24 protein-coding genes are annotated in these 25684 nt (G+C 62.1%); 10 read left to right on the top strand and 14 right to left on the bottom strand.

Annotated elements, in window-relative coordinates:
• Window positions 1–939, top strand: a complete 939-nt coding sequence (locus tag AD662_RS00195; RefSeq protein ID WP_018602701.1) for an MlaD family protein — start codon at window positions 1–3, stop codon at window positions 937–939.
• Window positions 936–1571, top strand: a complete 636-nt coding sequence (locus AD662_RS00190; protein ID WP_053184796.1) for an ABC-type transport auxiliary lipoprotein family protein — start codon at window positions 936–938, stop codon at window positions 1569–1571. The genes AD662_RS00195 and AD662_RS00190 overlap by 4 nt, the downstream gene beginning before the upstream one ends.
• 20 nt (window positions 1572–1591) lie before the next feature.
• On the opposite strand, the gene AD662_RS00185 is transcribed toward AD662_RS00190, so the two are convergent.
• The 5 genes from AD662_RS00185 to AD662_RS00170 form a co-directional block, all read right to left on the bottom strand.
• Window positions 1592–2821 carry a nucleoside recognition domain-containing protein gene (locus tag AD662_RS00185; RefSeq protein WP_053184793.1) on the bottom strand — a complete coding sequence of 410 codons (1230 nt, stop codon included), beginning with the start codon at window positions 2819–2821 and terminating at the stop codon, window positions 1592–1594.
• A gap of 222 nt (window positions 2822–3043) precedes the next feature.
• A complete protein-coding gene (gene gltP / locus AD662_RS00180; RefSeq protein WP_018602708.1) occupies window positions 3044–4375 on the bottom strand; it encodes a glutamate/aspartate:proton symporter GltP in 1332 nt (443 codons plus the stop codon).
• Between the two features lie 704 nt (window positions 4376–5079).
• Window positions 5080–5544 (bottom strand): inhibitor of vertebrate lysozyme family protein, encoded by a 465-nt coding sequence (locus tag AD662_RS00175; protein WP_018602710.1) that lies wholly within the window; start codon window positions 5542–5544, stop codon window positions 5080–5082.
• A 2-nt stretch (window positions 5545–5546) separates the two neighbouring features.
• Window positions 5547–5711 (bottom strand): DUF1328 domain-containing protein, encoded by a 165-nt coding sequence (locus AD662_RS27940; RefSeq protein ID WP_003177151.1) that lies wholly within the window; start codon window positions 5709–5711, stop codon window positions 5547–5549.
• Between the two features lie 80 nt (window positions 5712–5791).
• Window positions 5792–6079: a hypothetical protein gene (locus AD662_RS00170; protein ID WP_053184790.1), complete on the bottom strand. Its 288-nt coding sequence runs from the start codon at window positions 6077–6079 to the stop codon at window positions 5792–5794.
• 438 nt (window positions 6080–6517) lie between these two features.
• On the opposite strand from AD662_RS00170, the gene algB reads away from it, so the two are divergent.
• Entirely contained in the window at window positions 6518–7864 is a 1347-nt protein-coding gene (gene algB / locus AD662_RS00165; protein WP_018602742.1) for a sigma-54-dependent response regulator transcription factor AlgB, read from the top strand.
• 10 nt (window positions 7865–7874) lie between these two features.
• A complete protein-coding gene (locus AD662_RS00160; RefSeq protein ID WP_053184787.1) occupies window positions 7875–9665 on the top strand; it encodes an ATP-binding protein in 1791 nt (596 codons plus the stop codon).
• Between the two features lie 19 nt (window positions 9666–9684).
• Here the strand turns inward: AD662_RS00160 and AD662_RS00155 are convergent, their stop codons facing one another.
• The 7 genes from AD662_RS00155 to AD662_RS00125 all read right to left on the bottom strand — a co-directional run bounded on the left by AD662_RS00155 (window position 9685) and on the right by AD662_RS00125 (window position 17042).
• The gene (locus AD662_RS00155) at window positions 9685–11298 is read right to left on the bottom strand and encodes an EAL domain-containing protein (RefSeq protein WP_018602746.1); all 1614 of its coding nucleotides are present in this window, start codon (window positions 11296–11298) and stop codon (window positions 9685–9687) included.
• A 75-nt stretch (window positions 11299–11373) separates the two neighbouring features.
• A complete protein-coding gene (locus AD662_RS00150) occupies window positions 11374–12153 on the bottom strand; it encodes an N-acetylmuramoyl-L-alanine amidase (protein WP_053184783.1) in 780 nt (259 codons plus the stop codon).
• A gap of 104 nt (window positions 12154–12257) precedes the next feature.
• Window positions 12258–14363, bottom strand: coding sequence for a GGDEF domain-containing protein (locus AD662_RS00145; RefSeq protein WP_053184779.1), 2106 nt, complete (start codon window positions 14361–14363; stop codon window positions 12258–12260).
• Window positions 14360–15238: an endonuclease/exonuclease/phosphatase family protein gene (locus tag AD662_RS00140; protein ID WP_024617285.1), complete on the bottom strand. Its 879-nt coding sequence runs from the start codon at window positions 15236–15238 to the stop codon at window positions 14360–14362. The genes AD662_RS00145 and AD662_RS00140 overlap by 4 nt, the downstream gene beginning before the upstream one ends.
• A 15-nt stretch (window positions 15239–15253) precedes the next feature.
• Complete coding sequence (locus AD662_RS00135; protein WP_018602751.1) at window positions 15254–15895, bottom strand: thiol:disulfide interchange protein DsbA/DsbL; 642 nt, start codon at window positions 15893–15895, stop codon at window positions 15254–15256.
• Window positions 15896–16093: 198 nt separating this feature from the next.
• A complete protein-coding gene (locus tag AD662_RS00130; RefSeq protein WP_014335820.1) occupies window positions 16094–16705 on the bottom strand; it encodes a c-type cytochrome in 612 nt (203 codons plus the stop codon).
• A 46-nt stretch (window positions 16706–16751) separates the two neighbouring features.
• Window positions 16752–17042, bottom strand: a complete 291-nt coding sequence (locus AD662_RS00125) for a c-type cytochrome (protein WP_003196231.1) — start codon at window positions 17040–17042, stop codon at window positions 16752–16754.
• Between the two features lie 191 nt (window positions 17043–17233).
• Between AD662_RS00125 and yihA the strand changes: the two genes are divergently transcribed.
• Window positions 17234–17875, top strand: a complete 642-nt coding sequence (gene yihA, locus AD662_RS00120) for a ribosome biogenesis GTP-binding protein YihA/YsxC (RefSeq protein ID WP_024617286.1) — start codon at window positions 17234–17236, stop codon at window positions 17873–17875.
• Window positions 17876–18335: 460 nt separating this feature from the next.
• On the opposite strand, the gene polA is transcribed toward yihA, so the two are convergent.
• A complete protein-coding gene (gene polA, locus AD662_RS00115; protein ID WP_053177379.1) occupies window positions 18336–21104 on the bottom strand; it encodes a DNA polymerase I in 2769 nt (922 codons plus the stop codon).
• 74 nt (window positions 21105–21178) lie between these two features.
• Between polA and AD662_RS00110 the strand changes: the two genes are divergently transcribed.
• Both AD662_RS00110 and AD662_RS00105 read left to right on the top strand, forming a co-directional pair.
• Window positions 21179–21466, top strand: coding sequence for a DUF2782 domain-containing protein (locus tag AD662_RS00110; RefSeq protein ID WP_018602771.1), 288 nt, complete (start codon window positions 21179–21181; stop codon window positions 21464–21466).
• Window positions 21467–21525: 59 nt separating this feature from the next.
• Window positions 21526–22476 carry a homoserine kinase gene (locus AD662_RS00105; RefSeq protein ID WP_024617180.1) on the top strand — a complete coding sequence of 317 codons (951 nt, stop codon included), beginning with the start codon at window positions 21526–21528 and terminating at the stop codon, window positions 22474–22476.
• A 138-nt stretch (window positions 22477–22614) separates the two neighbouring features.
• On the opposite strand, the gene znuA is transcribed toward AD662_RS00105, so the two are convergent.
• Window positions 22615–23544 carry a zinc ABC transporter substrate-binding protein ZnuA gene (znuA, locus tag AD662_RS00100; protein WP_053184775.1) on the bottom strand — a complete coding sequence of 310 codons (930 nt, stop codon included), beginning with the start codon at window positions 23542–23544 and terminating at the stop codon, window positions 22615–22617.
• A 66-nt stretch (window positions 23545–23610) separates the two neighbouring features.
• Between znuA and zur the strand changes: the two genes are divergently transcribed.
• From zur to znuB, 3 genes are read left to right on the top strand one after another with little or no spacing between them, the layout of a single operon-like run.
• Window positions 23611–24093 carry a zinc uptake transcriptional repressor Zur gene (gene zur / locus AD662_RS00095; RefSeq protein WP_018602776.1) on the top strand — a complete coding sequence of 161 codons (483 nt, stop codon included), beginning with the start codon at window positions 23611–23613 and terminating at the stop codon, window positions 24091–24093.
• Window positions 24093–24875: a zinc ABC transporter ATP-binding protein ZnuC gene (gene znuC, locus AD662_RS00090; RefSeq protein WP_018602784.1), complete on the top strand. Its 783-nt coding sequence runs from the start codon at window positions 24093–24095 to the stop codon at window positions 24873–24875. Before zur ends, znuC begins: the two co-directional genes overlap by 1 nt.
• Window positions 24868–25656: a zinc ABC transporter permease subunit ZnuB gene (gene znuB, locus AD662_RS00085; RefSeq protein ID WP_003196213.1), complete on the top strand. Its 789-nt coding sequence runs from the start codon at window positions 24868–24870 to the stop codon at window positions 25654–25656. Before znuC ends, znuB begins: the two co-directional genes overlap by 8 nt.
• Window positions 25657–25684: the final 28 nt, after the last annotated feature.

Below are 25684 nucleotides of genomic sequence, written 5' to 3'. Positions count from 1 at the left end.
ATGGAAACCCGAGCCCATCATGTGCTGATCGGCCTGTTCACCGTCATTGTGGTGGCCGGCGCCCTGCTGTTTGGCCTGTGGCTGGCCAAGTCCAGCGTGGACAGCGAGTTCAAGGATTACGAAGTGGTGTTCAACGAGGCGGTCAGCGGGTTGTCCCGGGGCAGCTCGGTGGAGTACAGCGGGATCAAGGTCGGCGACGTCGTCAACCTGCGCCTGGACCCGAACGACCCACGCCGGGTGCTGGCGCGGGTGCGCTTGAGCGCAGAAACACCGATCAAGCAAGACACCCAGGCCAAGCTGGCACTGACCGGCATTACCGGCACCTCGATTATCCAGCTCAGTGGCGGCACGCCCCAGAGCCCGGCGCTGACGGGGCACGACGGCGAACCGCCGGTGATCATCGCCGCGCCCTCGCCTATTGCCCGCTTGCTCAACAACAGCGATGACTTGATGACCAGCATCAACCTGCTGCTGCACAACGCCAATGAGGTGTTTTCCTCGGACAACGTCCAAAGCCTGGGCAAGACCCTCGAGCATCTGGAACAAACCACCGGGGTCATTGCCGAGCAGCGCGGCGATATTCGCCAGGCCATGCAGCAACTGGCGTCCATCGGCAAACAGGCCAGCGCCACGCTGGAGCAGACCACGGCGTTGATGCGCAACGCCAATGGCTTGCTGGACGATCAAGGCAAAGAGGTCATGGGCAGCGCCGGGCAAGCCATGCAATCGCTGGCCCGCAGCACGGCAACCTTCGACAAACTGCTGAACGACAACCGCGATTCGTTGAATAACGGCATGCAGGGCCTCAATGCCCTGGCGCCCGCCGTGCGTGAGCTGCGCGAGACCCTGAGTGCCCTGCGGGGCATCTCCCGGCGCCTGGATGCCAACCCCAGCGGTTATTTGCTGGGCAATGACAAGGACAAGGAGTTCACGCCATGAAGCCGTCCAATCGATTCCTGCGCCCTGGCCTGTTGCTGGCAGGATTTATCCTGATGGCAGGCTGCTCGATCCTGCCCAAAACCGAACCGGCGGACGTCTATCGCCTGCCCGCCACCCAGGCGCCGGCATCTGCGGGCACGGCGGTGAACTGGTCGTTGCGCCTGGCCAGCCCGCAAGCCAGCGAAGTGCTCAACAGCCCGAAAATAGCGGTGATCCCCCAGGGCAATCTGTTCAGCAGCTACGCCGCCTCGCGCTGGAGCGACCCAGCCCCGGTGCTGTTGCGCAACCGCCTGCTCGATGGCTTCGCCCAGGATGGACGCGTGAGGTTGTTAAGCGTCGCCGACAGCAACCTGCAAGCGGACCTGGAACTGGGCGGGCAATTGCAGGCGTTCCAGACCGAATACCAGGGCACAGCGGCCAGCGTGGTGATTCGCCTGGACGCGCTGCTGGTGCGCGGGTTCGACCAGCGCATCCTGGCCAGTCGCCGGTTTGAAGTGCGCCAGCCGTTGAGCGATGTGAAAGTGCCGGCGGTGGTGGACGGCTTCGGCCGGGCCGGTGACCGGCTGGCGGCCGAAGTGGTGGCCTGGACAGTGGAGCAAGGCCAGCGTTTCGCAACGCCGACCCAACCCTAGGGGCCGCCGGGCGACTCAGGTCAACCGAAGAACCAGTAGCAAACGCCGATGGCCGCCACGACCCCGGCCAACTCCGCCAGCAGCGCACACCCCACGGCGTGGCGCGCCCGCTGGATACCGACGGCGCCGAAATAGACCGCCAGCACGTAGAACGTGGTCTCGGTGCTGCCCTGGATGGTCGCCGCCACCAGGGCCGGGAAGCTGTCCACGCCGGAGGTCTTCATGGTCTCGATCAGCATGGCCCGGGCGGCGCTGCCGGAGAACGGCTTGACCATGGCGGTCGGCAGGGCATCGACGAAACGCGTGTCCAGGCCGGCCCACTGCACCAGGTGCCGGATGCCGTCCAGGCCGAAATCCAAAGCCCCCGAAGCCCGCAGCACGCCGACGGCGCAGAGCATCGCCACCAGGTACGGCAACAGGTTCTTGGCAACGTCGAACCCTTCTTTCGCGCCTTCGACGAAGGCTTCATACACCTTGACCTTGCGCAGCGCGCCCACCACCAGGAACAGGATGATCAGGCCAAACAGCGTCAGGTTGCCGAGGATCGACGACAGCCCCGCCAGCGCCGTGGCCGAGAGCGTCGCCAGCAGCGCCATGAAACCGCCCAGCGCCAACGCACCCGGAATCAGGTAAGCCAACACCACCGGATCCCATAGGCGCAGGCGCTGCATGAACGCCACCGACAGCAGCCCCATCAGCGTCGAGGCGCTGGTGGCGAGCAGGATCGGCAGGAACACCAGGGTCGGGTCCGGCGCGCCTTGCTGGGCGCGGTACATGAAGATCGTCACCGGCAGCAGCGTCAGCGACGAGGCGTTGAGCACCAGGAACAGGATCTGCGCGTTGCTGGCGATGGTTGGGCTGGGATTGAGATCTTGCAGGGCGCGCATGGCCTTGAGGCCGATGGGGGTGGCTGCGTTGTCCAGGCCCAGGCCATTGGCGGCGAAGTTGAGGGTGATCAGGCCGATCGCCGGGTGGCCGGCGGGCACTTCCGGCATCAAGCGCAGGAACAGCGGGCCGAGGGCCTTGGCCAGCCAGTCGACGATGCCGGCCTTTTCGGCGATGCGCAGGAAGCCCAGCCACAGGGTCAAGGTGCCGAACAGCAGGACCATCACCTCCACCGACAGCTTGGCCATGGCGAAAATGCTTTCCACCATGGCCGCGAAGATCCCGGCGTTGCCGCCGATCAACCACTGCGCCAGCGCCGACACGGCAGCCACGATAAAGAAGCCAAGCCACAGGCCATTGAGCATCAGTTAAATCCCCCGGAAGATGCCGCGAATGATAGCGGGGCTGGCAGAAACGACAAACCCCGGATTTCTCCGGGGTTTGCTTGGCACTGCGCAGATGATCAACGAACCCCCTGTGGAAGACCCTGTGGGAGCTAAGCTTGCTCGCGATGGCGGTGGATCAGCCAACATCAATGCCAACTGATCCGACGCCATCGCGAGCAAGCTCAGCTCCCACAATGGATCTCAACGGCTGGAAGTTTCCCCCGCCGGCAGCGGCTCTTTGCTGCGCCAGTGCGGCAGGGAGTTCCAGTAGCGCTGGCCCTTGGCATCGTCGTACATGCCCTCCCAGCGGGCGATGACCAGTACGGCCAGGGCGTTGCCGATGACGTTCAGCGCGGTACGGGCCATGTCCATGATGCGGTCGGCGCCGGCGATGAAGGCCAGGCCTTCCAACGGAATGCCCACGCTGCCCAGGGTCGCCAGCAACACCACGAACGACACGCCCGGCACACCGGCGATGCCTTTGGAGGTGACCATCAAGGTCAGCACCAGCAGCAATTGCTGGCTGATGGACAGGTCGATGCCGTACAGCTGGGCGATGAAAATCGCCGCGATGCTCTGGTACAGGGTCGAACCGTCGAGGTTGAACGAATAGCCGGTGGGCACCACGAAGCTGCAGATGGCTTTCGGTGCGCCGTAGGCTTCCATCTTCTCGATCACGCGCGGCAGCACGGTTTCGGAACTGGCGGTGGAATAGGCCAGCACCAGCTCATCCTTGAAGATGCGCATCAGCTTGAGCACCGAGAAGCCGAACAGGCGGGCGATCAGGCCCATCACCACAAAGGCGAAGAAAGCGATGGCGACGTAAACCAGGATCACCAGTTTCGCCAGCGGCAGCAGCGACGCGAAGCCGAAGTTGGCGACGGTCACCGCGATCAGGGCGAACACGCCGATCGGGGCGTATTGCATGATCATGTGGGTGACCTTGAACATGCTTTCCGACACGCCCTGGAACATCTTCACCAGCGGCTCGCGCAGGTCCGATTGCAGGCTGGACAGACCCAGGCCGAACAAGACGGAGAAGAAAATGATCGGCAGCATCTCGCCACGGGCAACGGCGGCAAAGATGTTCGACGGGATCAGGTTGAGGATGGTCTCGATGAACGCGTGTTCATGCTGGACTTCCGCCGCCGTGGCCTGGTACTTGGAAATATCCACGGTACCCAGGGTGCTCATGTCGATGCCGCTGCCCGGCTGGAAGAAGTTGGCCAGCAGCAGGCCGACGACGATGGCGATGGTGGTGACGATTTCGAAGTAAAGGATGGTCTTGAGACCGATGCGCCCGAGCTTCTTGGCATCACCGACCCCGGCAATGCCGACGATCAGCGAGGAAATCACGATCGGGATCACGATCATCTTGATCAGACGGATAAAGATATCGCCCGCCGGTTGCAGCACATTGCTGATCCACCAGGCCTTCTCGGCACTGAAATGGTTGAGCAGCGCGCCCACTGCAATCCCCAGCACCAGACCGATGAGGATCTGCCAGGCGAGGCTTAGTCGTGCCTTCTTCATATCGTTACCCTTACTTCAGTTGGACTCGGACAGTGGCGCGAACAGATCGTCGATGACGAAAAACATTCGCGCCCCTGCCCCCGTATAAGGTCACCCCGAGCGCGTTAGCGGCTTACTGGCAGGCGAAAAAAAGGCGCAACTATTGCGATGCAGGGGGGGCTCGTCTAATGCCGTAAACGCCTACCCTATGCCGAATCGGCATGAAGATTTGCAAACGAAACCCGCCTTCCAAGCCGTTCGAACACGACATTTATGCAGGCATAAGTGCCGTGAAACGGCCATTTCAGCGTAGCTGGGCTTTCTCTCGCAACGGTGGGGGACCGATGAAAACGACCGCGAATCGAGACGCGGCCCATGGGAGAAATTGCGCCGGCATTCTCCGATATACGGTCAGGAAAAGGGCGATAAATCGGCGGGAGGAGACAATATGCCGCATCGCCGGGTGGCTCGCGGCACGCCAATCAGCCAACCGCTCTGGCGCACGCATCTGGCGACATAAGCTCTACGCAAGTTCGCCAAGCCGTGATGGCTTTGCGAACTTGCGTCGCAGCTTTTACCTGACCCGGCCCTTTCGCAGGCACCCCTTGTGCCCGTAGGTCACTCCGACGCTCATCCGTCAGAACGTCCCGGCCCCCTGGTCATGCACCGGCCCTCCTCGGGCTGTGCAGCAGAGAAAAGCAGGGCTGCTTTTCCCATTTTCAGAATCAGTACCAGTTCGGATCTTTCTTGAGTTGTTCCATTAACAGTTTCTGCATACCTTCATCGGGCTTGCCGAGGAACCGGTAGTTGGCATGACGGGTCGGGGACTTGTCGGCCGGCAGCCCCGCAGGGACTTCCACCAACATGGCATAGGCCTCGTCCTTGTCGAAACTGAAGGCGACGAACAGGCGTGCGCTGCGACACGTCGCCTGGGTTTCGCACAACGGTCCCACCAGGTACTTGTCGCCATCTTCCTCCACAGCATTCATCTGCTGCGAATCGCCTGACAGGTTCATCACCCATTCGGGCAGGCGCTCTTCCTTTTTAACAACGTGCTGCCAGGTCTCGCGGTATTGCGGGTCGGCCTCCAGCAACTGGTTGACGCGCATCTGTCCGTCATTGGCAGCCATTGCCATGGCACTGCCGCCCAGCAACAGGGCGGCGGCCAGTCCTTTAAATGAAACGCTCATGGTCAGCCTCGGCCACGACGGCCAAAGAAGAAGGAAGCAATGAACATCACCAGAAACACGACAAAGAGAATCTTGGCGATGCCCGTGGCGGTGCCTGCGATACCACCGAAGCCCAGTACAGCGGCGATGATGGCAATGATCAGGAAGGTAATTGCCCAGCTCAACATGGTGATTCTCCTTACGCTTTTCTATTTAGTGAAGGTCTTGCGGTGATGGTTCCGGCGCAATGGACGACCGGTTCATCGGGTTAAAACACCCAGCGCTCTTCACGCGGCATGGCGCTCAATGGCTGAGCCTGGTCGACATCCATCATGCGCAATGGAGCGGACGCTTCTTCAAGGCTGCTGACAGCGCTGAAATGGGTTTGCGGAGCACGCTGAATCGACACCTGTGGCGCTTCCGGCTGTTGACGCTCGTGCCAGAGCAACCATTGCTGGCCCGTTACGAGGGTGACCAGCAGCGCCAAGGCAGCCCATAGGCCCTGCTGGATGTGCAGGGAAGAGAGGCGCAATTGGGCGGCACTTTGACGATTCATCCTGGAACTCCTCCACACCCGGGTGCGGTGATCTGGTTGAGGCGCGCGAACGCCACGTTGACCAGAGCATTGCAGCCTGCGTGCCAGGATTTTTTGTTAAGTAAAAATCTTTAAAATCAATAAGTTAGTAAATAAATGCAACGTGCCGGGAGCGCATCCTGCACGATGGCGCAAGCGCCGGTCGTGCGTATTGCACGAATCAGGAGGAAAAGACGTTAGATTGTTTTTGAATTGGCTGTCAGACACAGCTGTCGGAATGAGCGATACGAACCGTCTGAACCAGACGATTCATAAAAAAAGGAACTCAAATCAGGCTTTTAGGAGTCACACGTCCACAGGGTCATTCTCGGTGAGTAATATCCCCTCAGAATCGACCATGCAACTTGCCCGATTTTTCTGACACTAACCAACATCATTCATTAAAGGAGCGTAGGAAAAATGGAATCCGCCACTGAGCATCAAGGCCGCATTCTGCTGGTAGACGACGAGTCCGCCATCCTGCGTACGTTCCGATACTGCCTGGAAGACGAAGGCTATAGCGTTGCCACCGCCAACAGCGCCGCACAGGCCGACGCACTGCTGCAACGCCAGGTGTTCGACCTGTGTTTTCTCGACCTGCGCCTGGGCGAAGACAACGGCCTGGATGTGCTGGCGCAAATGCGTATCCAGGCCCCCTGGATGCGCGTGGTCATCGTCACCGCCCACTCGGCGGTCGATACCGCGGTCGACGCGATCCAGGCCGGGGCCGCCGACTACCTGGTCAAGCCGTGCAGCCCCGATCAATTGCGCCTGGCGACCGCCAAGCAATTGGAAGTACGCCAACTGTCGGCAAGGCTCGAAGCCCTTGAAGGGGAAGTGCGCAAACCCAAGGACGGTCTCGACTCCCACAGCCCGGCGATGAAAGTCGTCCTGGAAACCGCGCGCCAGGTCGCCAGCACCGATGCCAACATCCTGATCCTCGGTGAGTCCGGCACCGGTAAAGGCGAGTTGGCCCGCGCGATCCATGCCTGGAGCAAACGCGCGAAAAAATCCTGCGTCACCATCAATTGCCCGTCACTGACCGCTGAACTGATGGAAAGCGAATTGTTCGGCCATAGCCGGGGGGCCTTCACCGGCGCCAGCGAGAGTACGTTGGGGCGCGTCAACCAGGCTGACGGCGGCACGCTGTTTCTCGACGAGATCGGCGATTTTCCCCTGACGTTGCAACCCAAGTTATTGCGTTTCATCCAGGACAAGGAATACGAGCGGGTAGGGGACCCAGTCACCCGCCGCGCCGATGTGCGGATTCTCGCCGCGACCAACCTCAACCTCGAAGACATGGTGCGCGACGGGCGTTTTCGCGAAGACCTGCTGTATCGCCTGAACGTCATCACCCTGCACCTGCCGCCACTGCGTGAGCGCGCCGAAGACATTCTGACCCTGGCCGACCGCTTTCTGGCCCGCTTCGTCAAGGAATACGCGCGCCCGGCCCGGGGCTTCAGCGACGAAGCGCGCGAAGCGCTGCTAGGCTATCGCTGGCCGGGCAATATCCGCGAACTGCGCAACGTGGTCGAGCGCGCCAGCATTATCTGCCCTCAGGAAAAAGTCGAAATCAGTCACTTGGGCATGGCCGAGCAGCCGGTCAACAATGCGCCGCGCATCGGCGCCGCACTGAGCCTCGACGAACTGGAAAAAGCCCACATCGGCGCGGTGCTGGCCACGGCCGACACCCTCGACCAGGCAGCCAAGACCCTGGGTATCGATGCTTCCACGCTGTATCGCAAACGCAAGCAGTACAACCTGTGAGCGACACCTTATGAAACTGGCGATGAAGCTGCGCACACGACTGTTTCTCAGCATCTCGGCCCTGATCACCGTGGCCTTGCTGGGATTGGTGCTTGGCCTGGTCAGCGTGATGCAGATGGCCAATACCCAGGAACAATCGGTACGCGACAACTTCATCCTGCTGGACCTGGGCCTCAAGCTGCGCCAGACCCTCGGCGATCAGTTGATGATCATGCTCGACGACAAGCCCGACCTGGCGGCGCTGGAGGCCTCCAAGCAGCAATACCTGGCGCTGATCGACGAGGGCATCGCTCACGAACGGGGGCTGGACGATGCGGCAGTCAGCTTCAGCAGGGCCAAGGCCGACTACATGGAGTTTCTTGAGGCCTTCACCGCGTCTCGCCAGCAGCCGAGCCAGCTCACGAACATCAAGGACCTCACCGAAAAATTCAACGTGCTGCGCAATGGACTGATCGAAGGTTATCGCCAGGCCCTGACCAACATCAGTGAAACCCAGGACCGCACCCGTGAGCGCGCGATGTGGATTTCCGGACTGCTGGGGTTGGTGGGGTTTGCGGTGCTGATCATCGGGTTTATCACGGCCCATGGCATTGCCCAGCGTTTCGGCGCGCCGATCGAGGCACTGGCTGCAGCGGCGGACGACATTGGCCAAGGCAATTTCGAGGTCACGCTCCCCGTTTCCTCGGCCGCTGAGTTGAATCTCCTGACCCGTCGTTTCGGGGTCATGGCCGAGGCCCTGCGTGAGCATCAGGCCACCAACGTCGATGAGCTGCTCGCCGGCCAGCAACGTTTGCAAGCGGTGCTCGACAGCATCGACGACGGCTTGCTGATGATCGACCGCCAAGGCCAGCTGGAGCACCTCAACCCGGTGGCCCAGCGTCAATTGGGCTGGGATGAGGAACGCCTCGGGCAAGGACTGGGCGAGGCGCTGGGGCGCCTTGAACTGGATGAAGAATTGCACCTGGTCCTGCGCGGTGGAAGCCTGGAGCGCGCGCCGGAAGACCTGAGCATCGAAGTCGACGGCGAGTCGCGGGTGCTAACCTACAGTCTCACACCAGTCAGCCATACCCAGGGCCACATCCTCGGCGCGGTCATGGTGCTGCATGACGTGACCGAACAACGCGCCTTCGAACGGGTGCGCAGCGAGTTCGTCTTGCGTGCCTCCCATGAACTGCGCACGCCCGTGACGGGCATGCACATGGCGTTCGGCCTGTTGCAGGAGCGCCTGCATTTTCCAGAGGAGTCGCGCGAGGCCGACCTGCTCAACACCGTCACCGAAGAAATGCAGCGGCTGATGCAGCTCATCAATGACTTGCTGAACTTCTCTCGCTACCAGAACGGCCTGCAGAAGCTGACCCTGGCACCTTGCTCCATCGACGAGCTATTGGAAGCGGCCCGGCTGCGGTTCTCCGAACAGGCCCAAGCCAAGGGTATCGAGCTGCTCGTGGCGGTCCAGGGCCCGCTCCCGCGACTGCATGCCGACGCTGCGCAACTGGATCGCGTGCTCGATAACCTGATCGACAACGCCATGCGTCACACCGGCGAAAACGGCCAGATTCGCCTGCAGGCCCGGCGCCATGGCGAGCGGGTGATCATCAGCGTCGAAGACAACGGTGAAGGCATTGCCTACGGCCAGCAGGGACGGATCTTCGAACCTTTCGTCCAGGTCGGACGCAAGAAAGGGGGCGCCGGCCTCGGCCTGGCGCTGTGCAAGGAGATCGTCCAGCTCCACGGCGGACGCATGGGCGTCTATTCAAGGCCGGGGCAGGGCACGCAGTTCTACATGGCGCTGGCGGTCTGAGCTCACGGCCTGAGCGGACTCAGGCTTCGTCATCGAGGCGGCGTCCACGCAGGCGCCGACCACGGGTAATCAATTCAATGAGCTGCACCGCGCTGAGGGCATGGGCGAACAGCCAGCCCTGGCCGAACTTCACCCCTTCGCTGCTCAAATAGGAAGCCTGGGCTTCATGCTCGATGCCTTCGGCGATCACCTTGAGTTGCAGGGCGTGGGCCATGCGAATGATGTGCGGGGCCACGCCGCTGCTGGCGGCATCGTGGCCCAAGGCGTCGATGAAGGCCTTGTCGATTTTCAGGCAGTCCACCGGCAGGGTTTGCAGGTAGGCCAGGCTGCAATAACCGGTGCCGAAATCGTCGATCAACACCTGATGCCCGACGTCGCGCAGCGATTGCAGGTTATCCCGGGCGACCAACACATCGACCAACCCACGCTCGGTCACTTCGAAGGCAATCTGGTGCGCCGACACCCGATGCAGCGCCAGCAGGCGGGCGATCACTTCGCCAATACGCGGCACCATCACATCGCAGGCCGCCAGGTTCACCGAGATGTACAACTGTGGATTGGCCCGCAACAGTTGGCCCAATTGATCGAACAGCCGCTGCAGCACGAAATCGGTGATCTGGCGGATCTGCCCGGTGTTCTCGGCCATCGGGATAAACAGGTCCGGGCTGGTCAGGGTGCCGTCCGGTCGTCGCCAGCGCAGCAAGGCTTCGGCACCGACGCAGTTGCGGCTGCTCAAGTCGAAAATCGGCTGGTACAGCACCTGCAACTCACCGCGCCGGATGGCCCCGTGCAGTTCGGCATCCATGGACTGGCGGTGGCGCGCCAGCAGAAACACCTGGAAACCAATCCCCAGGCCCAGCACCAGGCTGACGGGCAGCATCCACCAGGCATTGGCCGGAATATCAAAAACGTTGCGCCGAGCGATCAGCACCAGTTGATATTCCGGGCTGTCGGTGGGCATCCGATAGATCAGCCGGGTCGGCGTCACTTGCAGGGCATTCTGGCTTTTCGGTGGCCAAGGCTCCGCGGGCGGCCAATGTTGATCCGTGCCCAACACCGGAATGGCTCGTTCACCGTGGTCCAGGACCACCAGCAGGCTGCTGCCCGGGGGCAGATCGACCACGTCGGCCAAATGCCCGCGGGAGGTGGCGACTCGAAAATTGCCGCGCCCCAGCATTAACGCCGCGCGGTCTTCGTTGGGTTCGGTGGTGGTATTGAGCCAGTAATTGTAGGTCGGCCCTCGGAGGTCGGGCGGGCGGGTCACCGACAAGCCAGTCTGGCGCGGGCGATTGGAACAGACACCACTGCCATCGATATACACCGCTTCATAAACGAAACGGTAATTGAAGCTGACCTCGCGCAAGGTCGCGATCATGTCATCGTCGCATCCGCGCAGCGGCTGGTTTTGCAGGTCGTCGAGGCTTTCACGCAATTGCCCGAAAAGCTGTTCCAGCCGTTGCAGGAAGCGCTCGCCCTGGGCATTCATCTGGTCGCTTTCACGCTGCTGGATCTGCTGCACGACCACAAACAGACTCCCCGCCAGCAGCAGGACGGTACTCAGGGCAGCCGCCATCATCGCCAGGAAAAGGGGGCGATGGAGCCAGCTCTGCAGGGTTTCGCGGGCAGCCGTCATCATGGGTAATCCGAAAGTTACCAATGAGTTATAGCTTCTGATTTGGATTTGGCCCGATTAGTCGGACGGGCGTCATTATTTTGTCTGGTTGAGCACCTGCAGGATCGCCGCGCTTTGCGCGTCCGGCGTGCCATCGAAGCGGGTCGGCCGGTAGTGCATCTGGAAGGCGGCCAGCACATGGTGGGTGGCCACGTCCCATTCGCCAGTCTGGGGCGTCGGGTAACCGAGGCGGGCCAGCTCGGCCTGGAACCAACTGGCAGGTGGCAGCTGTGGCGCGAAGACGGCCTGCTGGCGGGCGACGGCCTGTTCATCCGGCCATACCCCCAAGCCGGCTTGTGCCAGGCGCTTCCAGGGGAACAGCGGGCCCGGATCGAGCTTGCGCAGGGGCGCGATGTCGCTGTGGCCGATGATGCTGCGCGGGTTGATCCCGTTTCGCTGGATGATGTCCTTGAGCAAGACGGTCAAGGCCTGGACCTGGGCTTCGCTGTAGGGGTACCAGAGGCGCCCGGTGGGCGTGTCGACAAACCCCGGATTGACGATTTCGATGCCGATGGAACTGGAATTGAGCCAGGTCCGGCCTTCCCATTCACTTTCCCCGGCGTGCCAGGCGCGTCGACCTTCATCCACCAGCTTATAGATGGTCGCGTCTTTATCATCGCCGATCAGGTAATGGGCACTGACTTCGCCATGGGTCAGCAGGGCCAGTGAGCGTTCCTGGGAAGCCGAGGTGTAATGCACCACCACGAATTGGATGCGGTTGTCATGGTTGACCGAAGGGTGGCTGGTGTCGAGCCGCGGGCCGCTGGTGCAGCCGGCCAGGATAAATAAAGCAGCAATGAGCGAAAAAAATTTCATGGCGGAAGGCATTACACGCTGGAAGTAATGCAACAGTGTAACGTATCGCCTCGCGATGATCCGGTGCGCGCGGCGATATTAAACAAATTGGAACAATTAGCCCCTCAGCCCAATTCTATGCGGTTACGCCCGGCATTTTTCGCGCGGTAAAGCGCCTGATCGGCTCTTTTAAGCACCGAATCGCTGTGTTCGCCCGGCTTGAAGGCCGTCAGGCCAATGGATACCGTCACCGTCACCGGCTCGCCCTTGAAATGGAACGGACAGGCTTCAACGGCCAGGCGCAGCGCTTCGGCCAGCTTGGCGCCGGCAGCCAGGGGCGTATTGGGCACCAACAGGATAAATTCCTCGCCACCAAAACGCGCAATGAAATCGCCGCCACGCAGGCGTTTACGCAGGACCGAGGCGATCAGTTTCAACACCCGGTCACCGGCCAGATGGCCGTAGTTATCATTGATGCGCTTGAAATGATCGAGATCGAGCATGGCCAGCAGCATGCTGTTGCCGTGCCGTTGCCACTGGACGACTTCATGCTCGAGACGTTCGGACCAGGCGGCGCGGTTCGGCAGCCCGGTGAGCGGATCGACCAACGCTTTTTGCCGCTGCTCCTCGAGGTTCTCCCGCACGACCTGGGCGTCCTGCTCCATCAGCGCGACGCGATCGGCCAGGCTTTTCAGGCGAGCCGAGACTTCCTGCTCGCGTTGATCACGTTGCTGGCGGTGTTGGTCCATCGTGCCGAGCAAGCCTTCGAGATGATTCTCGAGCACCTGCTTGAGGCCTTCCAGGTCATCGGCTTGTTGCACGCTGCTTTGCAGGCCGTCCACCTGTTCGCGAATCTGGGTGTCCATTTCCCGGGAGGCCGACAGGTTATCCGCGTGGTCTTCACTGGCGGCCTGCAGGCTGCTCTGGAATGACTCAAGCCGATCGTTGAGGCGCTGCAGGTACGCTTCGAACTCATGCTGACCGGTGTCGGTGATGGCCAACATCAGTACCGCCAGATCATCGAGGATCGGCAGCAATTCGTACCAGTTCAAGCCATTTCGCAACCGCTCACGCATGGCTTCGGCTTGTGGCCGATGGCGCTCGGGCAAGGTCAGGTCGCCCAACAGGCCCAACAACGTGTCTTCGATATGCTTGGCGACCGAGCTGTACGACGGCTCCGGCGAGTCGGGCAGGGCGTACTGGGCGTCAGCCCCATCGATGGCTTCCAGAGGCTCGGCGGGCTCCGCTGGGGGCAGCGAGGGATCGGGCAGGGCCTGTGCAGGCTCCTCGGGCATCAGTTCGTCGGGATTCTCGAGCGGCGTTGCCGCTACCGGGGGTTCGTCCGCGACCAAGGCTTGCAGCGGCGTGGGCTCGGTGGCTTCGTCCGGTTCGCTGATCGGTTGAACCACTTCGGCTACAGGTGTTGGAGCGGGCGTCGGGTCTGGCTCGATCTTCGGCGCAGTCATGGCAACCGGTTCGGGCGTCATCTCCAACGTGGGTGCTTGCTCCGCGACCGATGGCTGCGGTGCTGGTGCTGGTGCTGGTGCTGGTGCTGGTGCTGGTGCTGGTGCTGGTGCTGGTGCTGGTGCTGGTGCGACAGATTTTGCGTCCGTTGCCGGCGCCACGGCTATGGGCAAGGCCGTTTCTGACGTCGATGCCACACTGGCCTGGGCAGGCTCGTGGGGCTGGGGCGTCGCTTCCTCATGGCCTTGGCCGCCAAACAGCCGTTGCAGCAGGCCGGGGCGACTCGGTTCGACAGGGGCATCCAGGGCATTGAGTGCCTTGCCTTGCAAGCCGCTCAATTCGCTGAGCAGTAGCGGAATCTCCCGGGCCTGGCTGGCCCGATCCTCCACTTGCTTGGCAAACTTCTTCAGCGGCCGGCTGACTTCCTTGGGCAGCGGCAGGCTCTGCAACTGGGCAACCAGGGCGGTCAACGCGGCGCTCGTCTGCTCGACCCGCGTCTCGCGGCGCTGCTCGGAATCGAGTACGGCTTTCTCCAGGCGCGGCAGCAGGGCGGCGAGGCCGGCATCCATGTCATCGGTGCGCACCACCTCGCGCATCTCTTTCATGCATTGATCGACAGCCCTGTCAGTGCCCTCAGCGGCCAGGGTGCTGCGCACCAGGCCACGACGCAGCAAGTCGAGCCGAGCCTCCCAACGACGCTCAAGCTTTTCCTGCTGTTCGATACTCTTGAGGTACTTCTCTCTCCAGCGTTCGGCGTCGTCGCTCATTCATCGGATCCGCGAGGGGCAGGACTCAGCGCGGGGAATGCATCGGCCGTGAGCGAACCTGGCAAACGAATTTCTACCGCGACTGGCAGGTGATCGGAAATGGGTTGGGCCAGCACCTCGACGCGTTCGAGGGTCAGGGTCGGGCTCAACAGGATATGGTCCAGGCAGCGCTGGGGGCGCCAGCTGGGGAATGTCGCTTCCAGTTGTGGCGCAAGCAGACCGAGATCGCGCAGGGGCGACGTCTGCAGCAAATCGCTGGCATGGGTGTTCATGTCGCCCATCAGCACCTGGTGTTTGTAGCCGCCGATCAACTCGCGAATGTACGCCAGCTGCATCGTCCGGGTACGCGCCCCGAGCGCCAGGTGCATCATGACCACGACCAGCGCCTCGGGACCTTCGCCGAAACGCGCGAGGATCGCCCCGCGGCCCTTCGGCCCGGGCAGCGGATGGTCTTCGATCGCCCACGGGCGCAAGCGACTCAACACACCATTGCTGTGCTGGCCGAGGCGTCCAAGGTTGCGATTGAGTTGCTGGTACCAGTAGGGAAAGGCGCCCAATTGGGCCAGGTGTTCCACCTGATTGACGTAGCCTGAGCGCAAGCTCCCGCCGTCGGCCTCTTGCAGCGCCACCAGGTCGAAGTCCTTGAGCAGGTCGCCGATTTTCTGCAGGTTACCGGCACGCCCGGTGTGCGGCAGCAAATGTTGCCAGCCGCGGGTCAGGTAATGCCGGTAGCGCTCGGTGCTGATGCCCACCTGGATATTGAAGCTGAGCAGCCGCAAGCGGCTGTCGCCAGGCAGGCCCGTGGACGTGACATGATGCTCGTTGACCCGCGGTTCATGCAGGCCAACGATGCGTTCGGTGCTCCAGCGGGCCATGGGCGGAGGCCGCGCTTAGTTGGCAGCAGCCTTGGTGGCCGCTCGCTCTTTGGCGATCAGCTGGTCGGCCAGTTGCAGCGCTTCATTTGCGCCACCGGCAGAACCGATATCAAAGCGATACTTGCCGTTGACGATCATGGTCGGTACGCCCGTGATCTCGTATTTCTTCGCCAGCTCGCGGGCCTTCTTGATCTGGCCCTGGATGGCGAAGGAATCGAAGGTGGCGAGGAACTTGTCCTTATCGACGCCCTGGGTGGCGAGGAAGTCCGCCATCTCATCTTTCTTGACCAGCTTCTTGCCTTCTTTCTGGATCGCGTTGAATACCGCTGCGTGAACCTTGTGCTCGACGCCCATGGCTTCGAGGGTCAGGAACATCTGGCCGTGGGCGTCCCATGGGCCGCCGAACATGGCGGGGATGCGCACGAAGTTAACGTCAGACGGCAGCTTCTCGACCCATGGGTTGATGACCGGCTCGAAAGCGTAGCAATGCGGGCAGCCGTACCAGAACAGCTCCACGACTTCGATCTTGCCAGGTGCCGCCACCGGAACGGGGTTGGTCAATTCGACATAGGGTGCGGCTGGCTTTTCAGCCGCTTGGGCAGTCACGCCGAACAGGCTGGCGGCGACGAGCGCGGCGCTGATGATCAGATTACGCATGCTTTACTCCTGGACAATGAGGGGGCCTCGCGAGACCTGTTTCTAAGACAGGCCGTGGCGGGTTCAAGTTCTCTAGTGTAACGGCAGCGGCCACAAAAAAGGGCGGCCAAAGCCACCCTTTTGATGCTCGCATCGACAGATTAATCGAGCGTTAACGTTGCAAGCGGTGTATCCCCTTGCAACGCCCGCCCAACGGCCTTAGTGCAGGCCCTGGATGTAGCTCGAGACTGCCGCGATATCTTCGTCGCTCAGCTTCTTGGCGATGCTCTGCATCGGCTTGGTGTCGCCATCATTGGTCCGGCCGCCTTCTTCCTTGCGGAAGTCGGTCAGTTGCTTGCCGACGTACTGGGCATGCTGGCCGCCCAGGTGAGGGAAGCCGGCCGCGGCGTTGCCCTTGCCGTCAGGCGAATGGCAACCGGTGCAGGATGGCAGGCCCTTGGCCAGGTCACCCCCACGGAACAGCGCTTCACCCCGGGCCACGAGTTTCGGATCGGCGGCGCCGACGCTGCCTTTCTGGCTGGCGAAATACGCCGAGATATCCGCCAGGTCCTGATCGCTCAGGTTGGTCAGCAGGCCGGTCATTTCCAGCACCGTGCGCTTGCCGGACTTGATGTCTTGCAGTTGCTTGTTCAGGTAACGCTCGCCCTGGCCCGCCAGTTTCGGAAAGTTGGGCGCCATGCTATTGCCATCCGGGCCGTGGCAGGCTCCGCATACGGCCGCCTTCGCCTGACCGGCAGCGGCATCGCCAGCGGCGTGGGCTACGCCGGATATCCCCAAGGTCAACAGCAGACTCACGATCAGTTTGTTCATCAGCTAATCCAACTACGGCTAAGGGTTAAAGAGTTATGGACCGGGTTCACTCGCTCATCCACTGGATGATGGCTCGGTAATCCTCGGCACTGCAGTCCATGCACAAACCACGCGGCGGCATCGCCTTGAAACCCTGGGTCACGTGTTGCACCAGCGTCTCCATACCTTTCGCCAACCTCGGCGTCCAAGCTTCCTGATCACCCTTGCGGGGCGCCATGGGGAGTTGGCCGGAATGACAGGCACCACAAACACGGTTGTACACAGCTTCCGGATCCTGTGTAGCCTGAGCACTGTAAAGCGGCATCAAGACACCGGCAGCTAGCAGCCATTTCGTCATAAAACGACCTTTTCAGGGTTGGGAACGAGCTGCGTTCTAATGCGCAATTTCGGTCGGTCGCTCCCGTGAACTTCATCCTACGCTGGGACAAAGCGCACACAAAATCTGCGGCATTATATACTGGCGTCACTGAAACGGAAACGACACAGCTTGCCGCGTCCATTCCCGACGCCGCCCACATCGGAAATCCCATGCAACTGAAGAACCCCATCCTCGGCCTGTGCCAACAGTCCACCTTCATGCTCAGCGCCGCCAAAGTCGATCAATGCCCAGACGACGAAGGCTTCGAAGTGGCTTTTGCCGGGCGCTCCAATGCCGGCAAATCCAGCGCGCTGAACACCTTGACCCATGCGAGCCTGGCACGCACCTCGAAAACCCCGGGTCGCACGCAGCTCTTGAACTTCTTCAAGCTAGACGATGAACGGCGTTTGGTCGACCTGCCCGGCTACGGCTACGCCAAGGTACCGATCCCGCTCAAGCAACACTGGCAACGCCACTTGGAAGCCTACCTGGGCAGCCGCGAGAGTTTGAAAGGCCTGATCCTGATGATGGACATCCGCCATCCGATGACCGACTTCGACCTGTTGATGCTCGATTGGGCGGTCGCCAGCGGCATGCCGATGCACATCCTGTTGACCAAGGCCGACAAGCTCACCTACGGCGCGGCCAAAAATACCCTGCTCAAAGTGCAGTCGGAAATTCGCAAAGGCTGGGGCGACGCGATCACCATCCAGCTGTTCTCCGCGCCCAAGCGCATGGGCCTGGAAGACGCCTACACGGTGCTGGCCGACTGGATGGAATTGGCGGACAAGGGCAGCGAAGAGGCCGAGTAAGCCAAATCGCAGGCAAAAAAAACCCCGGACTTCTTATGGGGAGGGGGAAGTTCGGGGTCCAAGTTCCGGACCGCTAGGGCGGGGTCCAGATATCTGCCAACACTTAACACAACATAGGAGCATTGAAGGGCTTCACCAGCCATTCAGAATCTCTGAGTGGCAATTCATGGGTTTAGTTCAGATTATTTTTGGAAATAACCGTAGGAATCTTCAGAGCTAATGAGGCCGCGCCTGGGTTTTCGGTGAGTCGATGTGGTGAGGGCGCTTGCTCCTGCTGAGGCTCAAAGCGGCCCCGTAGGAGCTGTCGAGTGCAACGAGGCTGCGATCTTTCCCCTGACGCTTGAATCTCAAGTGAAGGATCAAGATCAAAAGATCGCAGCCTTCGGCAGCTCCTACAGGGCGCAGGCCAGCAGGAGCAAGCTCCCTCGCCACAAAAGCCCGAAGCCTCAGGACGAAAGGATCAGTGCGCCTCGTCCCAGTTGTTGCCCACGCCCACTTCCACCAGCAGCGGCACGTCCAGGGTGGCGGCGGCGCTCATGTGCTGGCGGATTTCCTCGCGTACCTGGTCGACCAGGTCTTCACGTACTTCCAGCACCAGTTCGTCGTGTACCTGCAGGATGACCTTCGCATCCAGCCCGGACGCCGTCAGCCAGCGGTCCACGGCGACCATGGCTTTCTTGATGATGTCGGCCGCCGTGCCCTGCATCGGCGCGTTGATGGCGGTGCGCTCGGCGCCTTTGCGCAGGGCCGGGTTTTTCGCGTTGATGTCCGGCAGGTACAGCCGGCGACCGAAAATGGTTTCGACAAAACCTTGCTCGGCCGCCTGGGCGCGGGTGCGCTCCATGTACGCCAACACACCCGGGTAGCGGGCGAAGTAGCGGTCGATATAAGCCTGGGACTGTTTGCGATCGACGCCGATCTGCTTGGCCAGGCCGAACGCGCTCATGCCATAGATCAAGCCGAAGTTGATCGCCTTGGCGCTGCGGCGCTGGTCCAGGGTGACGGCTTCCAGCTCAACGCCGAAAACCTCGGCCGCGGTGGCCCGGTGCACGTCCAGGTTATGGCGAAACGCATAGAGCAGGCCTTCGTCCTTGGCCAGGTGCGCCATGATCCGCAGTTCGATCTGCGAGTAGTCCGCCGCCAGCAGCTTGTAGCCTTTCGGCGCGACGAACGCCTGGCGGATGCGTCGGCCTTCGGCCGTGCGGATCGGAATGTTCTGCAGGTTCGGATCGATGGACGACAGGCGCCCGGTCGCGGCGACGGCTTGCTGATAATTGGTATGGACGCGGCCCGTGCGGCTGTTGATCTGTTCCGGCAGGCGATCGGTGTAGGTGCTCTTGAGCTTGCTCAGCGAGCGGTACTGCATCAGCACCTTGGGCAGCGGGTAATCCTGCTCCGCCAGCTCGGCGAGCACTGCTTCGGCGGTAGACGCCTGGCCCTTGGCGGTTTTGCTGAGCACCGGCAAGCCGAGCTTTTCGTACAGGATCACGCCCAATTGCTTCGGCGAGCCCAGGTTGAATTCCTCGCCGGCGATGGCAAACGCCTCACGCTCCAGCGCCACCAGTTTCTCGCCCAACTCGACACTTTGTACGCCCAGCAGGTTGGCATCGACCAGCGCACCCTGGCGCTCGATGCGCGCCAGGACCGGCATCAGCGGCATTTCGATGTCGTTGAGCACCGTGCCCAGGCTTGGCGTGGCGGCCAGCTTTTCCTGCAGTGCCTGATGCAGGCGGAAGGTCACGTCGGCGTCTTCGGCGGCGTAAGGACCCGCCAGTTCCAGGGATATCTGGTCGAAGGTCAGCTGCTTGACCCCTTTGCCCGCGATGTCCTGGAAATCGGTCTTGCTCTGGCCCAGGTACTTGAGCGCCAGGCTGTCCATGTCGTGGCGGGTCGCGGTGGAGTCCAGCACGTAGGATTCAAGCATGGTGTCGAAGGCGACGCCCTGGACCAGGATGCCGTTGTTCTGATCGCCACCGATGGCGCAGTTGGCCAGGATGTTGGTTTCGAACTTGGCGTGCTGGCCGACCTTGAGCTTGTTCGGGTTTTCCAGCAGCGGCTTGAGTGCCTTGAGCACTGTGTCGCGGTCCAGTTGCTCCGGCACGCCCATGTAGGAATGGGTCAGCGGGATGTAGGCCGCCTCGAAAGGAGCCACGGCGAACGACAAGCCGACGAGTTGCGAATGCTGGGCATCGCCGCCATTGGTTTCGGTGACGAAGGCAAACAGCGGCACTTTGTCCAGTTTGGCCAGCCACGCGTCGAAGCGCGCCTGATCGAGGATGACCTCGTACTTGGCCTCGGCAGCGCCGGGCTGTTCTTCGGCAACGTCGACGATCTCCTGGCCGGCACGCTTGGCGTCCCGCTGGTTGTCTTCGAACCAGCTCTTGAACTCCAGCAGCGTGTACAGCTCAGCGAGTTTCTCGTGATCGGGCGTGCCCATTTGCAGGTCGTCGAGGCCGACATCCAGCGGTACGTCGGTCTTGATGGTCGCCAGCTCGTAGGAAAGCAACGCCATTTCCTTGTGCTCTTCGAGCTTGGCGGCCAGGGTCTTGGCGCCACGGATCGGCAAGGTGGCGACGATGTCCAGTTGCGCATACAGCTCGGTCAGGCCGCCATTGACGCCCACCAGCAGGCCGGAAGCGGTCTTCGGTCCGATCCCCGGAACGCCTGGGATGTTGTCGGACGAATCGCCCATCAATGCCAGGTAATCGATGATCTGCTCGGGAGCGACGCCAAACTTCTCCTTCACGCCAGCCACGTCCAGGGCGCTACCGGTCATGGTATTGACCAAGGTAATGTGCCCGTCGACCAACTGCGCCATGTCCTTGTCGCCGGTGGAGATCACCACCGGGCGGTCGGCCGCCGCGCTGCTGCGGGCCAGGGTGCCGATCACGTCATCGGCTTCGACGTTGTCCACGCACAGCAGCGGGAACCCCAGGGCCTTGACGCTGGCATGCAGCGGCTCGATCTGCACGCGCATGTCGTCGGGCATGCTCGGGCGGTTGGCCTTGTATTCGGCGTACAGCTCATCGCGAAACGTCCCACCCTTGGCGTCGAAGACCACGGCGAACGGACTGTCCGGATACTGCTTGCGCAGGCTCTTGAGCATGTTCAGCACGCCCTTGACCGCACCGGTCGGCAGGCCCTTGGACGTGGTCAGCGGTGGCAGCGCATGAAAGGCGCGGTACAGATAAGAAGAACCGTCCACCAGGACGAGGGGAGCTTGGCTCATGAGCAGGATCAACCTTTTCGGCGGGTCCGGGGCTAGAATAGCGGGACCGTTGACGACAAAGGGACAAGGTTATCATGCGTACACTCAATCGCCTGTTACTGGCTGGCTTGTTTGCAATCACCCCGCTGGCCGTCATGGCGGCGGACGACGCACCTTCGGCAGACCCGGACGTCACCATCCGCACCGAAGGCGATAAAACCATTCAGGAGTATCGGCAAAACGGATTTTTGTACGCGATCAAGGTCACGCCCAAGAATGGCAAGCCTTATTTCCTGGTGCGTGCCGACGGTACCGATGCAAACTTCATCCGCTCGGACCAGCCGGATATGCTGATCCCTTCGTGGAAAATCTTTGAGTGGTAGTACCACTCTGCACTTCAACCGGCGCCCGCTGAAGGGCGCCCGTACTGGCAGTTTTAACCATGTCTGTGTTCACGCCCCTGGCTCGGCCCGAGCTGGAAACCTTTCTCGCCCCTTATGGGCTTGGCCGCCTGCTTGATTTCCAGGGGATCGCCGCCGGCAGCGAAAACACCAATTTCTTTATCAGCCTGGAGCAGGGCGAATTCGTCCTGACCCTGGTCGAGCGCGGTCCGGTGCAGGAAATGCCGTTCTTCATCGAACTGCTGGACGTGCTGCACGACGCCGACCTGCCGGTGCCTTACGCCTTGCGCACCACCGACGGCGTCGCGCTGCGGGAACTGGCGGGCAAGCCGGCGCTGCTGCAACCGCGCCTGGCCGGCAAGCACATCAAGCAGGCCAACGCCCAGCACTGCGCCCAGGTCGGCGAGTTGCTGGCGCATCTGCACCTGGCAACCCGCGACAACATGATCAAGCGCAAGACCGATCGCGGCCTGGACTGGATGCAGGAGGAGGGCGCCCAGCTGCTTTCGCACCTCGACGCCGAGCCACGTCGGCTGCTCGAGGCGGCGCTGGATGAAATCTCCTTGCAGAAAGTCGGCATCCTGGCGCTGCCGCGCGCCAACATCCATGCCGATCTGTTCCGCGACAATGCGATGTTCGAAGGCACGCACCTGACCGGGCTGATCGACTTCTACAACGCCTGCTCCGGGCCGATGCTGTATGACGTCGCCATTGCCCTGAACGACTGGTGCTCGGACGACGACGGCGTGCTCGATGGCCCCAGGGCGCGGGCGTTGCTGGGCGCCTATGCAGCGCTGCGACCGTTCACTGCCGCCGAAGCCGAGTTATGGCCAACCATGCTGCGCGTGGCGTGCGTGCGGTTCTGGCTGTCGCGGTTGATCGCCGCTGAATCCTTTGCCGGGCAGGATGTGTTGATCCACGATCCGATGGAGTTCCAGCAGCGCTTGGCGCAGCGGCAGACGGTTCACACAGTGTTGCCTTTCGCCCTCTAAACAGCATCGCGGGCAAGCCTTGCTCCCACAGCAGTAAGCGACTTTTCCTGTGGGAGCAAGGCTTGCCCGCGATGAAGGCGATGAAATCTTTCAGAAATCGAGTCGCCTATGTCGCGAGCAAGCTTTGCTCCCACAGGGCTATAGCGACTCCAGGCACCCCGCCAGATCATTGCCCAATTTCTCCAACAACTGCTCATACCCCTGCGCCGTCGCCGGGGTATAGCCGCCCAGTGCATCGAGCTCCGCCAGCTTCACCGGCAACCCGGCCACCAGGGTTTCGGCCAGGCGCGGGCGCAGGGGCGGTTCGCTGAAGACGCAGGTCTTGCCCACCGCCTGCAAGCGCGTGCGCATCGCCGCCACATGCTGGGCACCGGGCTGGACTTCGGCGGCCACGGCGAACACCCCGGCGTGCTTGAGGCCGTAGTGGTCTTCGAAATAGTCGAACGCCTCGTGGAAGACGAAATACGGCTTGCCTGCGACCCCGGCCAGACGCGCCTTGAGGCGTGCGTCCAAGGCATCGAGACGCTGGTTGAACCCCTTGAGGTTGCTTTGATAGCGGGCCGCATTGGCCGGATCCGCCGCGCTCAGGTCAGCCGCCATCTTGGCGGCGATCACCCGCGCATTGAGCGGCGAGAGCCACAGGTGGGCATCCACGGTGCCGGGGCGATGGTCGTGATCGTGTTCATCGGCGTCATGGTCATCATCTTCGTGGGACGCGCTGTCCTGGGCGAAGTGACGCAACTTGAGCCCGGGCAAATCCTGGATGGCGACGGAGGGCTGCTTGCGACCGTTGAGCACCCGCGGCAGAAAGCCTTCCATATCGGGGCCAATCCAATACAGCAGGTCCACCGCCTGCACCTTGCGTACATCCGATGGCCGCAACGCATAGTGATGCGGCGAAGCCCCTGGCGGCAGCAACACCTCTGGAACGGCCACGCCGTCTTGCACGGCGGCGGCAATCAGTTGCAGCGGCTTGATGCTGGTGAGCACCTTGACGTCGGCCTGGGCCGAGCTGATCAGTAGAAAACTTGCGACAAAAGCGACAAAGAGCGAAAAAAATCGGGACACGATGACCACTCGTAGAGGCGAGAACGGGTAACATAATAACGTCTCTCACTAAACTCGTCGCTGCCCATGCCTATTACACCCCTTGCCAGTCGCCCCCACGATCACTCCCACTGCGTGCACAGCGCGCTGTCCGAGGCCGACGCCATCTGCGCGCGCCAAGGGTTGCGCCTGACCGCCCTGCGTCGGCGCGTGCTGGAATTGGTCTGGCAAAGCCACAAGCCGCTGGGCGCCTACGACATCCTCGCGGTGCTCAGCGAGCAGGACGGCCGCCGCGCCGCGCCGCCAACGGTCTACCGGGCGCTGGATTTCCTCTTGGAAAACGGCCTGGTGCATCGCATTTCGTCGCTGAACGCCTTCGTCGGCTGCAACCACCCGGAGCACGCCCACCAAGGCCAGTTCCTGATCTGCCGCGAATGCCACGCCGCCATCGAGCTGGAACAGAAGTCCATCAGCGATGCCATCATCGCCAGCGCCAAAGACGTCGGCTTCGTGGTCGACACCCAGACCGTCGAAGTGGTCGGTCTCTGCTCCGGCTGCCAGGGGGCCTGATGAGCAATGCGTTGATCCGCCTCGAACAGGTGGCCGTGACGTTCGCCGGGCAGAGCGTGCTGGACAACATCCACCTGAGCGTCGAGCCGGGGCAGATCGTGACCTTGATCGGCCCCAACGGCGCCGGCAAGACCACCCTGGTGCGCGCCGTGCTGGGTTTGCTCAAGCCCGACAGCGGCAGCGTCTGGCGCAAGCCCAGGTTGCGCGTCGGCTACATGCCGCAAAAACTCCACGTCGACCCGACGCTGCCACTGTCGGTGCTGCGTTTCCTGCGCCTGGTGCCAGGCGTGGACCGCGCACGCGCCTTGGCCGCGCTCAAAGAAGTCGGCGCCGAACAGGTGATCGACAGCCCGGTGCAAAGCGTGTCCGGGGGCGAGATGCAGCGCGTATTGCTGGCTCGCGCCCTGCTGCGTGAGCCTGAGCTGCTGGTGCTCGACGAGCCGGTGCAAGGGGTCGACGTGGCGGGGCAGGCCGAGCTGTACAGCCTGATCACGCGCCTGCGCGACCGCCACGGCTGCGGCGTGCTGATGGTCTCCCACGACTTGCACCTGGTGATGAGCACCACCGACCAGGTGGTCTGCCTCAATCGCCACGTCTGCTGTTCCGGGCATCCCGAGCAAGTCAGTGGCGATCCGGCTTTCGTCGAGCTGTTCGGAAAAAACGCACAAAGCCTGGCGATTTATCACCACCACCATGACCACGCCCATGACCTGCATGGTTCGGTGGTCAGCGCCCCTTCTGCTTCCAATCATGTTCATGGAGATGGCTGCAAGCATGGCTGATTTTCTGTTGTACGCCCTGCTCGCAGGCTTGGCACTCGCCTTGGTAGCCGGTCCCCTGGGTTCGTTCGTGGTCTGGCGGCGCATGGCCTATTTCGGCGACACCTTGTCCCACGCAGCGTTGCTCGGCGTGGCCTTGGGGTTTCTGCTGGATGTCAGCCCGGCGGTGGCGGTGACCGTTGGTTGCCTGTTGCTGGCGGTGGTGCTGGTGACCTTGCAACACCGCCAACCGCTGGCGTCCGACACGCTGCTGGGTATTTTGGCGCCGAGCACCCTGTCCCTCGGGCTGGTGGTACTAAGCTTCATGCATGACGTGCGGATTGACCTGATGGCCTATCTGTTCGGCGACCTGTTGGCGATCAGTCCGACGGACCTGTCGTGGATCCTCGGCGGTAGCGCCGCGGTGCTGCTGTTGCTGGTGGCGCTCTGGCGGCCCTTGCTGGCCGTCACCGTGCACGAGGAACTGGCCCGGGTCGAAGGCCTGCCCGTACTGGGTTTGCGGCTGGCGCTGATGCTGCTGATTGCGGTGGTCATCGCGGTGGCGATGAAAATCGTCGGGGTGTTGCTGATTACTTCATTGCTGATCATCCCGGCGGCTGCGGCACAGCGTCACGCCCGCTCACCCGAGCAGATGGCCCTGGGCGCGAGCCTGCTGGGCATGCTCGCAGTGTGTGGCGGCCTGGCACTTTCCTGGTTCAAGGACACCCCGGCCGGCCCGTCGATCGTGGTCAGCGCCGCCGCGCTGTTTCTGCTGAGTTTTGTCCTGCCTCGTCGAGGGGTGTAGACTTGCTCGCTTTTTGCGCAAATAGAGA

It is taken from the genome of Pseudomonas kilonensis (assembly GCF_001269885.1).
In the GTDB taxonomy this organism is placed as follows: Bacteria; Pseudomonadota; Gammaproteobacteria; order Pseudomonadales; family Pseudomonadaceae; genus Aquipseudomonas; species Aquipseudomonas kilonensis.
The sequence above is the reverse complement of the archived record's forward strand: the minus strand, read 5'-3'. Positions and strand labels throughout refer to the sequence as shown.

Excerpts from the sequence above, each read along its gene's own strand:
- AD662_RS00135 (WP_018602751.1), bottom strand. The coding sequence starts at position 15,895 with ATGCGTAATCTGATCATCAGCGCCGCGCTCGTCGCCGCCAGCCTGTTC.
- AD662_RS00170 (WP_053184790.1), bottom strand. The coding sequence starts at position 6,079 with ATGAATCGTCAAAGTGCCGCCCAATTGCGCCTCTCTTCCCTGCACATC.
- gltP (WP_018602708.1), bottom strand. The coding sequence starts at position 4,375 with ATGAAGAAGGCACGACTAAGCCTCGCCTGGCAGATCCTCATCGGTCTG.
- AD662_RS00195 (WP_018602701.1), top strand. The coding sequence starts at position 1 with ATGGAAACCCGAGCCCATCATGTGCTGATCGGCCTGTTCACCGTCATT.
- AD662_RS00105 (WP_024617180.1), top strand. The coding sequence starts at position 21,526 with ATGTCTGTGTTCACGCCCCTGGCTCGGCCCGAGCTGGAAACCTTTCTC.
- AD662_RS00160 (WP_053184787.1), top strand. The coding sequence starts at position 7,875 with ATGAAACTGGCGATGAAGCTGCGCACACGACTGTTTCTCAGCATCTCG.
- AD662_RS00130 (WP_014335820.1), bottom strand. The coding sequence starts at position 16,705 with ATGAACAAACTGATCGTGAGTCTGCTGTTGACCTTGGGGATATCCGGC.
- AD662_RS00110 (WP_018602771.1), top strand. The coding sequence starts at position 21,179 with ATGCGTACACTCAATCGCCTGTTACTGGCTGGCTTGTTTGCAATCACC.
- yihA (WP_024617286.1), top strand. The coding sequence starts at position 17,234 with ATGCAACTGAAGAACCCCATCCTCGGCCTGTGCCAACAGTCCACCTTC.
- AD662_RS00175 (WP_018602710.1), bottom strand. The coding sequence starts at position 5,544 with ATGAGCGTTTCATTTAAAGGACTGGCCGCCGCCCTGTTGCTGGGCGGC.
- AD662_RS00190 (WP_053184796.1), top strand. The coding sequence starts at position 936 with ATGAAGCCGTCCAATCGATTCCTGCGCCCTGGCCTGTTGCTGGCAGGA.
- AD662_RS00145 (WP_053184779.1), bottom strand. The coding sequence starts at position 14,363 with ATGAGCGACGACGCCGAACGCTGGAGAGAGAAGTACCTCAAGAGTATC.
- AD662_RS00150 (WP_053184783.1), bottom strand. The coding sequence starts at position 12,153 with ATGAAATTTTTTTCGCTCATTGCTGCTTTATTTATCCTGGCCGGCTGC.
- znuB (WP_003196213.1), top strand. The coding sequence starts at position 24,868 with ATGGCTGATTTTCTGTTGTACGCCCTGCTCGCAGGCTTGGCACTCGCC.
- polA (WP_053177379.1), bottom strand. The coding sequence starts at position 21,104 with ATGAGCCAAGCTCCCCTCGTCCTGGTGGACGGTTCTTCTTATCTGTAC.
- AD662_RS00155 (WP_018602746.1), bottom strand. The coding sequence starts at position 11,298 with ATGACGGCTGCCCGCGAAACCCTGCAGAGCTGGCTCCATCGCCCCCTT.
- AD662_RS00140 (WP_024617285.1), bottom strand. The coding sequence starts at position 15,238 with ATGGCCCGCTGGAGCACCGAACGCATCGTTGGCCTGCATGAACCGCGG.
- zur (WP_018602776.1), top strand. The coding sequence starts at position 23,611 with ATGCCTATTACACCCCTTGCCAGTCGCCCCCACGATCACTCCCACTGC.
- AD662_RS27940 (WP_003177151.1), bottom strand. The coding sequence starts at position 5,711 with ATGTTGAGCTGGGCAATTACCTTCCTGATCATTGCCATCATCGCCGCT.
- algB (WP_018602742.1), top strand. The coding sequence starts at position 6,518 with ATGGAATCCGCCACTGAGCATCAAGGCCGCATTCTGCTGGTAGACGAC.
- znuC (WP_018602784.1), top strand. The coding sequence starts at position 24,093 with ATGAGCAATGCGTTGATCCGCCTCGAACAGGTGGCCGTGACGTTCGCC.
- AD662_RS00185 (WP_053184793.1), bottom strand. The coding sequence starts at position 2,821 with ATGCTCAATGGCCTGTGGCTTGGCTTCTTTATCGTGGCTGCCGTGTCG.
- AD662_RS00125 (WP_003196231.1), bottom strand. The coding sequence starts at position 17,042 with ATGACGAAATGGCTGCTAGCTGCCGGTGTCTTGATGCCGCTTTACAGT.